The 16351-nt window shown below is 24.9% G+C and carries 11 protein-coding genes; 1 reads left to right on the top strand and 10 read right to left on the bottom strand.

From position 1 onward, the window contains the following. The first annotated feature begins 19 nt into the window (after positions 1 to 19). On the top strand, positions 20 to 979 hold the full coding sequence (locus tag MYE_RS00365; protein WP_042733080.1) for an L-lactate dehydrogenase: 960 nt from the start codon (positions 20 to 22) through the stop codon (positions 977 to 979). A gap of 63 nt (positions 980 to 1042) precedes the next feature. Here MYE_RS00365 and MYE_RS03950 read toward each other — a convergent pair whose 3' ends face one another. The 10 genes from MYE_RS03950 to MYE_RS00315 all read right to left on the bottom strand — a co-directional run bounded on the left by MYE_RS03950 (position 1043) and on the right by MYE_RS00315 (position 16343). Continuing rightward, on the bottom strand, positions 1043 to 3262 hold the full coding sequence (locus tag MYE_RS03950; RefSeq protein WP_052491375.1) for a BspA family leucine-rich repeat surface protein: 2220 nt from the start codon (positions 3260 to 3262) through the stop codon (positions 1043 to 1045). 432 nt (positions 3263 to 3694) lie between these two features. Further along, positions 3695 to 4933 carry an Mbov_0401 family ICE element transposase-like protein gene (locus MYE_RS00355; protein ID WP_042733079.1) on the bottom strand — a complete coding sequence of 413 codons (1239 nt, stop codon included), beginning with the start codon at positions 4931 to 4933 and terminating at the stop codon, positions 3695 to 3697. A 34-nt stretch (positions 4934 to 4967) separates the two neighbouring features. After that, positions 4968 to 5285 (bottom strand): hypothetical protein, encoded by a 318-nt coding sequence (locus tag MYE_RS00350; protein WP_042733078.1) that lies wholly within the window; start codon positions 5283 to 5285, stop codon positions 4968 to 4970. A 205-nt stretch (positions 5286 to 5490) separates the two neighbouring features. Then, the gene (locus tag MYE_RS00345) at positions 5491 to 5835 is read right to left on the bottom strand and encodes a hypothetical protein (protein ID WP_042733077.1); all 345 of its coding nucleotides are present in this window, start codon (positions 5833 to 5835) and stop codon (positions 5491 to 5493) included. 12 nt (positions 5836 to 5847) lie between these two features. Further along, positions 5848 to 6762, bottom strand: a complete 915-nt coding sequence (locus MYE_RS00340) for a ParA family protein (RefSeq protein WP_042733076.1) — start codon at positions 6760 to 6762, stop codon at positions 5848 to 5850. Between the two features lie 199 nt (positions 6763 to 6961). Then, positions 6962 to 7315, bottom strand: a complete 354-nt coding sequence (locus MYE_RS00335) for a hypothetical protein (protein WP_042733075.1) — start codon at positions 7313 to 7315, stop codon at positions 6962 to 6964. Positions 7316 to 7668: 353 nt separating this feature from the next. Continuing rightward, on the bottom strand, positions 7669 to 8616 hold the full coding sequence (locus tag MYE_RS00330) for an Mbov_0400 family ICE element protein (RefSeq protein WP_042733074.1): 948 nt from the start codon (positions 8614 to 8616) through the stop codon (positions 7669 to 7671). Positions 8617 to 8827: 211 nt separating this feature from the next. Continuing rightward, a complete protein-coding gene (locus MYE_RS00325; RefSeq protein ID WP_042733073.1) occupies positions 8828 to 12799 on the bottom strand; it encodes an Mbov_0399 family ICE element protein in 3972 nt (1323 codons plus the stop codon). Position 12800: 1 nt separating this feature from the next. Then, positions 12801 to 13448: an Mbov_0398 family ICE element protein gene (locus MYE_RS00320; RefSeq protein WP_052491374.1), complete on the bottom strand. Its 648-nt coding sequence runs from the start codon at positions 13446 to 13448 to the stop codon at positions 12801 to 12803. Positions 13449 to 13451: 3 nt separating this feature from the next. Continuing rightward, positions 13452 to 16343 (bottom strand): Mbov_0397 family ICE element conjugal transfer ATPase, encoded by a 2892-nt coding sequence (locus MYE_RS00315; protein ID WP_042733072.1) that lies wholly within the window; start codon positions 16341 to 16343, stop codon positions 13452 to 13454. Between the last annotated feature and the right edge of the window lie 8 nt (positions 16344 to 16351).

Genomic DNA, 16351 nt, shown 5'->3' with positions numbered 1-16351 from the left:
ATCTAAAGGAGAGATAAATATGAAAAAAACTTCAAAAAAAGTTGTATTAATTGGAGCAGGAGCAGTTGGATGTTCATTCTTATATGCTGCTATTAACCAAGGATTAGCTCAACACTATGTGTTAATCGATGCATTTAAAGATGCAGCAGAAGGAAACGCATTAGACTTATCAGATACTTTAGCAGTTCTTCCAAAATCATTTAGTTCTGTTAAAGCCGGAAGCTATGAAGACTGTAAAGATGCTGATGTTATTGTAATTACAGCAGGTCGTCCACAAAAACCAGGTGAAACTAGATTAGAGATGGTTGCAGGAAACACTGAAATTATAAAATCTATTGCAACTGAGGTTAAAAAATCAGGATTTGATGGAATTACAATTATCGCATCTAACCCAGTTGATGTTATTACTCACGCATATCAACAAGTTACAGGATTCGATCCACATAAAGTTATCGGTTCAGGAACTACTTTAGACTCAGTAAGATTAAGAAGATTATTAGCTGATAAAGTAAATGTACACCCATCTTCAATCGATGCATATTTATTAGGTGAACACGGAGATTCATCAGTTGCTATTTGATCAAAAGCAAACATTATGGGTCAACCAATTTCACACTACTTAGAAACAAATAAAATTTCTCAAAAAGAATTAGAAGAAATTGAAAAAGAAGCTATTATGATGGCTTACAAAATCATTAACTTAAAACGTGCAACATTCTACGGAATTGGAGCTTGTTTAACAAGAATTGCAACAGCTGTTTTAAGAGATGAAAAAGTTTGTCTAATGGTTGGAGCACAATTAAATGGTGAATACAAAAATAGCGGACTATACACAGGAGTACCTGCTGTAATTGGAGCAAACGGATGAGAAGAAATCATTCAATGAGACATAAACGAAAAAGAACAAGCTAGATTTGATTCTTCATGTGAAACTTTAAGAAAAACAATTGATTCTGTTAAAGATATCATTAATGGTTAATCTTTAAGAAAATTTTATTTAATAGAGTACACAAAAACAGAGCTTAGCTCTGTTTTTTAGTTATTATCTTATTCCTTCGATTTTTTGCATACCTTTTGGTAAATTACCACTAGCAAAAGTAAAGTCTTTATGACCTTTTTCATTAAAAAATTTATAATTATTATTTCCTTTTACTTCAATAAGCCTACCATCATCAGTTTTTAAAGTTCCACCTAGTATTGTAGGTAGCGATCATGTGTGTAGGTCTTGATTAAAACTTGTAGCACCATTAAACATTCCATTAATATTTTCAACACAATTCAGTTTAGATTTCCAACTTACACCTAAGCTCTGATTAAATGATGTTGCATTATTAAACATGTTTTCCATATTAACATTAAAAGCACATTTATTGTTTCTAAATTTAACAATTTGTCATCTAGTTATTGCACCATTAAAACCCTTTGCATTTTGAAACATACTACTAAAATCTCTAACGTTTTGAAAGTCAAAGTTTTGATCTAGAGATTTTCCTTCAAATTTTTCAGTAAAAGCAAACATAGATCTTACAGTTTCAACATTCTTCGATTGATCTTTTCAATCTTTCGTTCCTACAAGAGCTTTGTCTGTTAAAGATTTAGCTCCTTGAAACATTTCGCTCATATCAGTTACATTTTCAATTTCAAAATTTATAGATTCATTAAAGTTAACAGCATTTTTTAGCATACCTGACACATTTTTTAATTTATTAGTATTTTTTAAAGTATTCAGTTTTTGATTAAATATTTTATTACCTGAAAACATTTCTTTAACTGTTATTGCACTAGATAGATCTCAATCTTTTATTTCTTGATTAAACTTGCTTTCGTTAGAAAACATATATGAAAAATCAATCACATTAGACATGGTTTCAGAAAATTTACCATTTAAATTTAAATTATAATCTGAACCTTGAAATAAACCTTTTAAACTTTTAATAGAACTAATATTTCAAGAAGAAATGGATTTTTCTTCATTTCTATCAAATTTAGATTTTGCAAACATATATTCTATTTCTTCTAAACTTGATATTTTATTAGATCACTCAGATAAACTAGTAGATATTGTTGTATTAACAAACATATGATTCATATATTTAACTTTTGAAACATTTCATTTTGTTAAATCTTTATTAAACTTTTCAGCTTCTTCAAACATATGGCCCATATTGATTACATTTTCAGTGTTTCAATTTGTTATATTTCCATTAAATTGTTCAGCATTTTTAAATAAAGATTTCATATTTGTTACATTTGAAGTGTTTCAATCATTTAAATCTTGATCAAACACTGTGGCTTCTTCAAACATTGATTCCATATTTTCAATATTTCTAGTTTTGTGTGATCAGCTATTTATTGGTCTATTAAATGCTGTTGCTTCGTGAAACATTCCACTAGTATCAATTACATTTGAAACATTTCAACTAGATAAATCTCCATTAAAACCCTTTGTCTTTTTAAACATATTTTTCATAACTCTTACATTAGAAACATCTCAAGAACTTAAATTACCATTAAAATCTATTGCACCTTCAAACATTGATTCGGTTGATTCTATTTCTTCAGGTAATTTGTCTGGTACAGTTATAACATTTACTGGCATTCTTACTGCTTTAATAAGATTAGAAGACTCATCTTTAAAATATCCTATCTCTTTTATGTGTTCAACTGAAAAATATTTATCTGTGCTTAAGTCTATATCAAATATTTTTTGAACCTTATTATTTTCATCTAAGTAAACAGTTGGTTTAATTACTTCTATTTTTCTTTCAGATATTTTATATGTATATACTTCAGAGTTATAACTATATTTAATTTCTATTTTATCTTCAACTTTTTTGTTGTAGTCGTTAATATCTTTTAAATGAATAGCTAACTTTTCTTTTTCGTTAGAAAAATTATTTTTTATAATATCTAATAGTTCAGAATTTTTAATTATAATTTTATCTTTAGGTAATGCTATATCTTTAAAAATTTCATCTACTCTTGTTCTTATAGATTTTATAAACTCATCATCATATGTAAATTTAACTTCATCTAAAACAACGGTTTTTGTTTTTTGAGAACCGTCTTGATTTGTTTGTGATATAAAGAATGTGACAGTTTCTTTTTCAATGTTTTCATTACTTCTGGTTCTTAAGAAATCAATTTTACTCAACTCTTCTTGAGTTAGTATTTCTTTAATGTAATTGATTGCTGTTTCAACTTTATCAGTTTGTTTGAATTTGTGCTTAATTATTAGGTTTCAATATTTTTTTATTTTCAAACTAAGTTCAGTTGTTGAAATAGAAAAACCGTTTAGTTTATCTGCAACCGTAAAATTTAGGTATGTTAGTAAAAAGACTATTGCTGGTTAAATTCTTAATCTCATTATAGCACTATTTTTACCAGTTACAATGTTTTTGTAATTTTTGCAACAAAGTGTATCAGATACCGTTTAAAGTGTGCCCCTACGCGTGCGTGCACCCTTTAAAGGCAAGATAAGGTTTTGTAACACCCCCTTACCAGGGGACAAAGTTTCAAAAATTCTATATTACATAGTAATATAGCATATTTAAAAAACACTGTTACAAACTGTTACAAAAGTGTAACACCCTTTAAAATTTGTTACAAAAGTGTAACACCACCAAAAACTATATATACTACGTATATATAGACATACTCAAAAACTGTTACAAAAGTGTAACACCCCTATTTTCTATAAAAAAACCGTTGCTTGATTTTTCAGTAAATTTTTAAAAATTACTTTCATTTTTATGTTTCTAAAACAGAATAAAGCTTGTCATTTTTTAATATGTTTTTTGAAAGAATTGAATACAAAATGCTCAGTAAAGCTACTAAATTTTTTATGATTTTCAAATAGTCATTTACTGTTGTTCATTATCATTTTATAGAAGCTTCTAGCATTCAAAATTATGCTACTAGGTACGTTATTTCTCCGTGCTTCAGCTAGAAATTCAAAATAAATTTGCTTAAAAAATTCTTTATCTTTATTAAAAATTGCTTGCTCAAAAACATCTTTTCAAGGTAAATTAAACTGTTTATTTATTCAATTTTTAAAGTATTTTTTGTTAGCTTGGCTAGCAAATTTATTAGTTGAAAAAGCAGTATTTAATGCTTTTTTAATATGAAAAAGATCTAAACAAAACTTCAATTCTAACTGTTCAGCTAGATTAGAGATTCATTTAGCAGCATCACCATTAACAATAATTTTTCACCTATTTTTAAAACTTTTTATAAAGTGTTTTATGTTTCAAAAAACATAATTTAAGTTGTTAAATTCGTTATTTCTTTCATCTAAATTTTTAGTAAAAAAGATATTAATAACGTCATTAAGTTGTCTCTTTTTATCATCTAAAGTATGTAAAATTACTTCTCTAACTCTCATTTTTTTAAGATTTTCTTGTTGATGATTAACATAAAAATCATCCATTTCTAGATAAATTTGTTCATTACAATCGACTAATTTTTGATGAGTTTTAGTAAGTAATTTTTGATTATTTTCATAAATTATTTCTTCAATATTTGAAGTTTTTATATAGTGATTAATTAACTGTTTACTAGGTAAAAATTCCTTTAAAAATAACGGAGTATTAGTATTTTCAAGATAACTTCTAACAGCATATTTTAAAACATCAATATCATATTTTGAGTATTGTAGTTCTTCTAATTTAGAATGATGATAGTAACAAAAACGCTTAACTTTTTTAGTGATTTGATCAGTTATTTCATACATTGTTAAATTAAGTTCAAATATACCAGCAAATGTAATTCACTTTCTTTTACAACGTCTAAAAATACGTCAATTAGGATATAATTCTTTTCTTTTTATTTCTCTAAATTCTTGTTCAAGTTTATTAATTTCATTTGCTTTTTGTTGGTATAATTCACTTAAAAAAGTTAAGTTATTATCAAATAAATTTTCATTAAATTCCATATTTCTCCTTATAAAAAAAGAGCACATAAGTACTCTAACGCAACCTTGCTTTTATTACACCTAAAACTATGATAGAAACTATAATAATTCCAATACCCATTAAAATTTGTTGAATATAAACAATAATTAAAACTGCTATAGCTATAATTAAAGCTAATATAATAATATATAATCAATAAACACGGAAAAATAATTTTACTGCAGACAAAATATATCAACCAAATCAGAAGAAAAAATTTCAAATTCTTTCTAATATTGTTGGAGTATATCCTTGTTGAAGTTTTAGTTTATTCTTTTGATAATGTTTAGTGACAATTTTTTGATTGTTTAAACAACGGAAAAATCATTTCATAATTAATCTCCTAATATAGTATTTCTTTTTCTCTTAATTCATTAATTAAATTATTTATTGGATTACCATTTTTTTAATTAAACTGTTCAGTTTATCGTTTTCTTTAATTCATTTAGTTTTTTCTCAACTATTTAGTCTTTTATCATCAATAGCTAAGTTAATTTTAACTATACCAGTTTTAGTGTTTTTTTGTAAAATTGATTTTTTAACTACTCAATCAAGCTTTTAAAACAATAAAAAATACGACAAGTGCTAAAACAATAGATACAAGCATTTTAATAGTATTAAAATTAATAACTATAAAAGCTATAACCCCACCAAGTATAGCTAAAAATATAAGTACAATTATAATTAAAATTCAATTATCACCAATTACTTCTACGTTAATTCACTTAATAAATGTAAAAGGATATCAGAAAAATAAGAAGAAAAATGTTCAAAATTTTCTTCATTTTGTTCAAACGTAGTCAGGATTTTCTTTTCTAGCTTTATAAAGCTGATATCTTTTTGAACAACCTTGTTTTTCTTCTAAGTATTCTCTTCAGATCATAATTATCCACTCCTAATACAGTATTTCTTTTTCTCTTAATTCGTTAATTAAATTACTTATTGGATTACCATTTTTAATTAAACTGTTCAGTTTATCGTTTTCTTTAATTCATTTAGTTTTTTCTCAACTATTTAGTCTTTTATCATCAATAGCTAAGTTAATTTTAACTATACCAGTTTTAGTGTTTTTTTGTAAAATTGATTTTTCAATTGCGTTATTTTGAACTACAATTGTATTTAAAACTAAGTCTTTAAATAAGAAGTTATCATCACTCAATAAGCTTACAATTTCTTTAGATAAAGCGTTATTTTTAACCTTATTTATCAAAATAGCTTTTAATGCATTAGGTATATTAGAAAAAGTATCGCTCATATACCTTTTTTCTCAGATTTTTAAGTTTTTAATAGCACCAGTTAAAGAAAAAGGATCAGGGTTAACAACTTGTATAACTCCACCACGAAATGCACAAGCTACATAAACATTTTCAGCAATTGGATCAAAACTAGGATTTATATCAACAATAATGTGATCGTATGAAGAAAGAAGTTGTTGTTCTTCACCAATTTTAATCATATTAGTAATTAATCTTTTTTCTCTATTCACTTCTAAAACTAATTGTCTATTTTGCTTTTCTAAAATTGGAGTTGATGGTATAAAATCAATGTTTTCAATAAAGCTTTTTAAAATAGTCTTTTTCAAGTCCTGTTTAGTAACTTCATCTAAAAGTCACTTTTCAGTACCTTGAACGTCTTTTGTCTGACTAACAGATTCTCTTAAAGTTTGAGTTATTGAACCTTGCGGATCAAAGTCCATAACAAGGATCTTTTTACCTTGTTTAGCTAAAGCTCCAGCTACGTTTAAATTAAGTGTAGTTTTCCCAACTCCACCTTTAAGTCCACCAAAACTAATTACATTAACATTTTTCATATATTTAGATACCTTTCTCAATAAAATTATATAGTTATTATATATTTATAATATATTTTTAATATCTTTTATAATTATATTATATATAAAATTAAATTATTTACTATATTTTTAATATAGTTTATATATATTATATCTATATAGAAACTAAATATAAATAAAATAAAAAAAGACTATAAAATAGTCTTATTTACAATACCTATTCATTATCAATTTTATTTTGTAATGAGTAAAGTCCTTCGATGAATATATCAGTTAAACTTGGAGCTTTACCGCGTTTTTGGACATAATCATTAACTAATTTTTGATGAAGTTCTAGAACTCTTTCATTCATATATATTGTTTTTATTTTATATTTAACTGCTACAGATTTATTCGAAAACAAGTCTTGTTCGATTTGAACATTTTTTGAAATTGAAGTTTTGTTTATAAAATCTCTAGCAGGATCGTTTTTCTTATTTCTAGTTGCAGTTTTCTTAGCTACTTTTTCTTCTAACTCCATACCAAAATCATCTTCTATACTATTTGAAATAGTTCTATTAAAATTTTCCATAAATGCTCCTATCTAATATTATAAATATTTATAATATATTTTTAATATCTTTTATAATTATATTATATATAAAAATAAATTATTTACTATATTTTTAATATAGTTTATATATATTATATCTATATAGAAACTAAATATAAATAAAATAAAAATATACACAATACCTTTCAACAATAATTAAAAGCTTTTGAAGATATTTGATTAAATATTAAATAGTTACTAGTTTATCTTTTAATTTAACAAAAAAATCGTTGAATATACAACGATTATATTATTTATTGAGTTTTTTACTAAATAATTATTTTTGTTGAGATATGAAGCTATTAATAGCATTTAAACGCATTTTAATAACTTTACATTGTAAGCTTAAGTGATTGTGTAGGTTTTGGTGTGTCAGTTTCATCATCTTCATTATCTAGATGATGTTTTTGAGATTCTTGTTGATTATTATTTTTAGGTTGTTCGGGAGTTTTTAATAGTTCTAATAACTCTTCAATTTCTTGTTGTTCTTTTAATTTAGCTAGTTCTTTTTCTCTTTCTATTATTTGTTGTTTTAATTTATTATGTTGTTCTTGTTCTTGTTCTAATTCTTTATTTAATTTATCTATAGCTTGATTAATATGTAATTCATATTTAATTGATTGCATTTCGTGTTCGGTTGTAACAAATTCTTCAAAAAGTTTATCATTTTCAAATTTGATTTTTTCATAAAAGCTTTTAACTACATTGTAGAATTCTTCAGGATTATCTAACAAGGATTTTCTAGGTATATCACTTTCGAATAAAAGATTATTATACCCTTTTATTATCTTTAAGCAGTCTAGTTTATTTAGTTCAGATTCTAAAGTAGATTTTCACACTAAGTCAGTTTTATCTTCGTTAATGTGTGAAACTTCAGCATAAATTATGTCATCAAAAACTTCATTTAATTTAGACATTATTTTATCGTAATCTCAACTTTTAATTTGAAAATTATTTTTTTCATTATCTAAAATGTATAAACTTTCAAATAATTTTCTATCCATTACATTAATAACTGAACAATTTACAGCTATTCGTCTATCTTCATCATATAAGTCTTTTCTTAGAATGAGATTAAACTTATCATTTTTAGTCTTTTTGTAGTTCTTTTTACTAACAGTCTTAAGTGTTAAATAATAAACTTTTTCTTTACTAAAAAACACAACATAAGGTCTATGAATACCGTGATCATCTATTAAGTTTTCATCTTTATCTTTTGCTATTGCAAATTTTAAATTACTATATCTTTGCTTGTATACTTTACCAATTTCTATATTCATAAAACTTTAATTCCTTTTCAATCTATATATTTAATTATACAAAAAAAGAACTCTATACAGAGTTCTAATTCAGTTCTGTTTATCATTACGCCAGGTCATAAATTCGTAGGCAGGGCCGGTAAGAACTGTAACCACCAATCTAGTAAATAAAATATTTACATTATTAATATATCACAAATTATAAATATTTACAATATATCTAAAGATTAAACTAAGTAATTTTTTTCTTAAACTTACGTACATAAACAAATCAACTAATTAGTCCGATACCAGTTAAACTTAAAATAGCTAAAGGAACAAGAATTAATAATCGTCTTTTTAGAACTATTCTAGAAGCTTCTTCACTACTATCGTTATCGTCAATAGGTTTATCAGTATCATCAATTGGATCGAGTGACTTATTAGTATTATTAATTTGAATTATACCTACATTTTTAGTTACTCTATCAATTGGATAAATGTTAAGTGTATTGGTATTAGCTAAGTCGTTTTTTTGAATTAATTGTCTTACAATAGCATTTAATTCATCAAAATTAATTGAATAATGTTTTTTATATTCTAAATTATATTTCTTAGCTAATTGACTTTTAATTTCATTAATAATTTTTTGTCTTAACTGTGAAGCAACGTGATCAGTAAAACTTAGTTCTAATTTAACAGTACTTAAATCATATAATATAGCTTTATCAGGATTATTTTCATCTCCAGGTTTGTAGTTAGGATCTTCATCATCTACTACAAAATTAGCATTATTAGTTACTTTAACAGTAGTTGAATTTAAAATTCTATGATTATTTAAACCTGTAATGTTAAACACAAATTTATTACCTTTACCTAAGCTTAAAACTTGGATACCTTGATTGAAATTAGTTATTTCTAGATCTTTATCAATTACAAGTCCGTCTTGACTAAATTGCTTGTTAATTTCAGAAATTATTTTCTTTTTCAATTCAGTTAGCTTATTTTCATTGATTTCAAAATCTTTTAGTTGTTTTTTAGATAAATCATAATCTCTATCTAACTCTCTATTAATAGTATTAGCTACAGCAATAGTAGCGTTACCAAATTTAGGAGCAATAGCTTCTAAAATCAATGTTTCATACCTAATAGGATTAGTTTCAGAAATGCTAGTTTGTGGATGTTTTAATTTCTCAACAACTATATCGAGATTTCTAATTCTATAATCTCTATCTAATGTTAAGTTAGGTAAAGCTTGTTTAATTTTATTGATGATAAAGCGTTTAGCTTGTTCAACTTCTTTAATACCACCTAAGTTGATATTTTCAAAAATAACATTAGAAAAGATATTTTCATCGATTTTACTTTCTTCATTAGTTAAAAAACTATCAATAATTAATGAAAAAGTCTTATTAGGTTCAATAGTATGACTATTTTTATACTCATCTTTTAAATCGGTTTCAATAGTCAACTTATTAGTTAAATTACTAAAAGTTGTTGAAATTTGAAGTTTATTTAAATCATCTTGACTATTTTTAAATAATTTATCATTATTTAAATTAGCAATAAATTTATCTTTTTTGCTTTTTCTAGCTACGTTGAAAATATATTCAGAATCTAAGTTTAAATTAATAGTATGTTTTTTATCAGATAAATCAGTTTCATTACCGTTATCAATGACTTTAAACTTAATTAAAACTAGATACTTATTAGGAATTAAATTATATTTAATTTCACTAGTTTTTAAGTTGAAATAAGCATAAACTCCAGTTTTAGAGTCATTTATTTCAAGTTTTGAAACACTAACTAAATTTTTATGTTCAAATTCATCTAAATATTTATCTTCAAAAGCTTTTATGTTGTTTACATATTTTCTTTTGAATTCATCAACAGTTAGTTCTTCATTGAAAGGTTTAAACTTAGGAACTATATTAATATAAGTTTCTCATTCATTTTTAAATCATAAGTCATTCATATATTGTTTATAGTATTCCAAAGCTTCTTCATATCTTAAGTTAAGAATTTTATCTTCTTTTAAGTCTTGATGTAATAAGTAATTTCTGAATCTTTTACCTTGTTTAGTTTGTCATAACGGTTTAATAGTGTTCAGTGACTTAGTCATATAATCAGTAAAATAACCGTTAGGAATTTTTTCTTCGTTAGAATTAACGATATAAACAATTTTGAAATTAGTAATTGATTTTTCTACTTCACTAGTAAATAATCAGACTCCACTAGTTGAATAGTAACTATCAGCAGTTGTAACTTTATCTAAATTTTCAATTAATTTGTCTTTTTCAATTTCAATAAATTGTCCTTGTTCGTTAAGTTTATGAACACGATAACCATTAATACCATTAGAAACTTCTTTTAATGCACCTTTATTAATAACAACTGCTTCAGCAATTACTCCACGATCAATATCATTCTCATTTTCGTGTGGAGCAAATAATGTTTTAGAACCAGGTGGAAGGTGTGTTATATTTCAATATTCTTGACCAGTTTCAGGTAAATGTTTTGTTCAAGCAGGAAGAGTGTTGAAATCAAATCAAACAAGCTCTTTTTTAGTTCCTGTTTTAGGATCTATTTTAGGATCGTATTTAGGGTTTTTGATTGGATTACCGTCTTCATCTCTTTTGATTTCACCTTTTGAGTTTTTTTCATATTCTTCAATAAGTGCTTTTTGGTGTGGATTATTTTCCGGATCTCAAGCGAATCACTTAAAGTCCATTTCACTTGTTCGTGATTCAATAACTAAAGTTTTAACTCAAGTAAACTCAACTTCTTTATTACCTGTACCAGGTATATATTTAGTAATTTCAATTTTATATTCATTTTTAGTGTGTGAATTTTCTTTAGTTTTTTCTTCATTATCTTCTTTAGGTTTATAACCATAATAGAATTCTCTTTCGTTATCTTTAGAATCACGACGTCTATCAGTTAAAGTAGTTTCGAATCGTTGATTCAAAACGTCGATTTTTTTACCATTAATTTTAATTACTTCAGTTTCTTCTTTTAAAGCGTTAAAACTTAAACTTAAGGGAGTATGGGCAATCCAACGTCCAGCATTTCTATTTTTACCTTTATCAACTACCTTAACACTTGTATCTTGAACTAATTTATCATCAACTAGTTGAGTAGTGTTTTTTTCAAAATCAAGTCATTTACCTAAATTAATAGTTAGTCTTTTTTCAAATTCTTGATTTTTAAACCTATCAGTAACCTTGAAATCAATTTTTACATTTTCAGCTAATTTTTCTTTAAATTCATTATCTTTTGATAAATATAAATCAATTGTATCTTGACTAGTTATCATATAACCTAATTTTAAAGGATTATTTTTATCAGCAGCATCTTTATTTAATTGAGTAATACGTTGATCTAAAGAGTCTTTATTAGAATTGAATTTCTTTTCTTGTTGTTCTTCACTTAGAGTAGTTTTTAAATTACCACCAGTATCAGAATCAATAGTTAAAAAAGAGCTATTAGCTAGAATTTGATTTTTTCATTGATTTCAAGGGTTTTGATACTTACGATTAGTATGAGCGAGCGATATGGGTTTTTTATATTTGAAACGAATTGAAATATTATCTAATGATGAATCAGAATTTCTAACATGTCATCAATAATAGTATTTAAAAATCCTTCCATACCTTACTGTTTCAGCAAAATATGATTTTGTTGTTTTTAATTCAATAGAAATATCAGAAACAAGTTCTATTTTTGATTTTGATGAAATAATATCTCTAATCCTAGTTATAATTTCGTTTTGATTGTTTTGTAAATGAGGGTGAAGATTAGATCTTAAGTTATTTAAATTTTTAATTTTTAGTGCTAGTTTCAAACCTCTTCCAGAAGCATATCCAGGAACAACTCTAACATCATCATAATCACTAGCATTAATATTTTCAGATTCTTCATCAGAAATTCTTTTTTCTATAAAATCTCACTTCTCGTGCTTACGGCTCAAAGGATACATATCTTTAAATTTATATTCTCATCAACCATCTATATTGGGGATATTTAATTTAGTTCCATCATTTATATTAATTGTAGTTGAAAATTCTTCTTCTTCATATATAGTGTCAGTTTGTAAATATTTACTAGGAAAATCAAAATACCTAGTTGAAGAATTACTACTAAAATTCATTTTTAATACGGTATTAGCACTAATTAGTGGACTAGCTAACATAAATGTTGGGAGTAATAATAAAAGTTTTTTCATACTAAACCAACTCGTCTATATCAATTTCATCAAGATTCACATAAGGATTATATTCAACTTCTTGATGAGTTAATGCAGTTATCTCAGCATCTCAATCAGTGTTGTCTTTTTTATATAACTTATCAACTTGTTTTTGTTTATCTTTTACGTTAGCTACTTTTTCGTTGATTTTTTCAGTTTTAGTTGTTGTTTTTGTTTCTAATGAAGTTCTTATATTTTCAAAATAAATAGATTCAGCTAATTGTCTATTAGTTAAATTTTTTAATTCGTTTTGCTTACCATCAAACAGTTCATTTAAAATTACGTCAAGCTTTTTATTTGCAACTATTTCTTCAACTCTATTTTTTAATAATTCTCTAATGATGTTTGCAGAAAACGGAGCTAAAGAAGCAAACATTACTTTTCTCATTTGATAGAACAAGTCTTGTCTAACTTCGTTAAAAACACGACTTTTATCTTTTTCTAGTAAATATTGCTTAACAATATCACTAATCGCATTACTTACGCTTTCACCATTATTAGCCAATTCTTTTTTTCATTTTTCAAATCTTAAAATATCATCAGTTTCGTATAACCTAAAAAGAACTGATACAGAATTGTCTTTCTTTTTAATAGGTTTTAATTCTACGTTTTTATCTTTATTGTTCATATTTTATTCCTTTCTAATTTTTCCAATTTCTCCTTTTGTAAAGAATAATTCTTTTTCAAAATCGTTATAATGAATATTCATTTTAATTTTTGAATATGTATGTAAACTAAAAAGTAATTTTCCAATTTCACTATCAGATAAGTGACTTCGTTGAGTATTGTTTAAACCACCATTATGTTTGAACATTTCATTAACTGCATCCAAATCAGCTTGTCTTAAACCGAAAAATTTTGAGTATTGACAGTTTCCTAAAATAGCTTCTGCTTTTTTAGTAATCATTGATGAACCTAAAAAGTCGGATGGATTTTGAGTACATAAAATCATTCCAGCATTAAATTTTCTAACAGTTTTAGTCATTGTGTAGACAAAATCAAGCGTTGTTGGATTATTAGGATCAATATATTTATGTAACTCATCAATTACTAAAACAGTGTTCCTATTAGGGTCTTCAATTATATTATTAAAGATCTTGTTTTGAATAAAACTTAATAATACGTATAAACCAATTTTTTCATCACTATTCTCGTCAGATGAATATTGAGTATTGAAAATAATAAAATCATTATTTAAATCAAGATTAGTTTGCCCGTTATAAAGCATTTCATATCTTCCGTTGTATTCAAAATCAAATTTTAATCTATCAACAATATTTGCTAGTTTAATTTGTTTTCTTCTTTTATCAAAGTCACTAATAAATTCATAGTTTTCAATCAATCGAATTAAATCCGAGATTATAGGATATTTAAATAACTTTAATTGCTTAATTGTTTTGATAGTGTATAAACCTAAATTAGTATATAAATCTTTTACAAAATTCATAACTAAAACTAAATCATCGTTACTTCAATCAGGATTAATTAAACTAAAGAATTTCTTTAGTCAATTAAAGTGACTATTAATGATTGATTTAACTATAGAGTTCTCATTTTTTTTGAAGTCAAAAGTTTTTTGTCTTGCTTCGTTATTTTCATCTTTTTCATCTTCTAATAAAAGAAGTTGAACTTCTAAAGGATTAATTACTGTATTAATTCCTAATCCTAAATCAATAATTGAAGCACCGAATTTACGTCCTAGCTTAGAATATTCATTTTGTGGATCTATAACATAAACTTTATTATTTTGTGCTAAGTTAGAAACTATAGCTTTTTTAACGTCAGTTGATTTCCCTTTACCACTACTTCCAACAGTAAACATATTGTAATTTACACGTCTTGGATTATTTTTATAGAATTGATCGAAAATGATAGGTTCTCCAGTTGAAGTAGTTTCACCTAAAAGCAACATATTTCCATCGTTACTACTTTCATTTTCAAATGGTCAAGAACAAGCAACGTTATGACTACTCATTGGTATGTTTTCTTTTAAGTTGTTAGTAGTGATTAAACAAGATTGAGCAAGTGCTTCAAATTGTTTAAAAGTAACAGGATTAATGTTAATTTTATTTCTCTTAGCATTAGCTACGTTTTCAGCTTCAAGTTCTCTAAGTTCTCTTAAACTATCAGCAGTATTAATAATCATTAAACTTGAATTAGTTAAAACGTTTCTATCAATTTGTAATTGATTTTCTAAATATTCTAAAGCTTCAAGTTGTAGGGCAGAAGATTTTTGATAATATTTAGATTTTATCATTGTTGAGTTATCAGTCATTTTCTTTCCAGTTTTATCTAATAGACTAGCTTGAATAGATTCGTTAAAAATACTTAAATTTCAAACTATTGTTGAATCTGATTTAAATATTTCATCAGCTCAACGTTCAGGTAAAATCAAAGGTAATTCACTAATCGTATGAATTGAACAATACTTTTTATCTCTAATGAAATAATTGCTTTTAAAAATAATTTGTTCATTACTAATTAATTCATCTAAATTAATTCTTTTTTTCTTAACATTTTTTATAACTTTAGTTTTATCTTTAGTTTTTTTAGCAAAAATACTTTTGATTTTATTTTTATAAAATTCGAAGAAAGTTTCATCTAAATCGTATGATTTTCTTTTAGACTTTAAAAACAATTGTTTTTCATATTCGTTTTGTTGAGTTAAGTATAACTTAGCTAATTCTTCATCAACTTCTTTATCATTTAAAGAACCTAAGAACTTAATTAAATCAATACCTTGAACTAGTTCAGATTCAATCTCCATCGAGTTAAATGAGTTAATTGTTTTATATACTGTTTTTTCTAGTTCATTAGTGTTTTTAGCATATAAAGCAATATAATAAATATCAACTAATAAATTTGTATCTAATGCCTTAAAGTCATCAATAACTTCTTTGTAATACGAAATATAGTTATCTCGCACATTTTTAGGAGCTTTTTGAGATTTTAAATATTTAACTTTTTTATTCTTATTTTCTATAATGTTTAAAAAGTTTTTTGAATAATCCATTAGTTCTTTTTTTCTAATAAAACTAATATGAAAATCAGTTGAATCTAATAAATCAGTAAATTTTGCTAAAAACGCTCTTTTATCTTCTTCATCTTTATTTCAAGGACTTTTTCCTTGAAATTTCAATACAGCTAAATATTTACTATCATTTTTACCTTTTTTAGTCTTAACAAAACGATTTTCTACAATACTATCATAAGGCACTAAGTATTTAGGACTTACTTTTTTGTTATTGTATTTTTTAACACTAAATCAAAACTTAATCATTCTAATAATTAGAACATAAACTCTACAACTGTATTTAGATGAATAAATTAGTAAGGATGAACTAAGAATAAATATAAAAATAGATAATAGCATTTTATACCCTTGATGAAGTTGTTCAGGTAAAGAAGTATAACCAATTAATATTGAACCTACAATAATTAAAGAAAGAATACTAAAATCAAGTCAAGAAAAATTCTTTCAAAACATATTTTGAGTTTTTCTTAGGTTTTTAGGTTGTAACATAAACTATT

The sequence above is a fragment of the Mycoplasma yeatsii GM274B genome (assembly GCF_000875755.1).
GTDB classification, from domain to species: Bacteria; Bacillota_I; Bacilli_A; order Mycoplasmatales; family Mycoplasmataceae; genus Mycoplasma; species Mycoplasma yeatsii.
The sequence above is the reverse complement of the archived record's forward strand: the minus strand, read 5'-3'. Positions and strand labels throughout refer to the sequence as shown.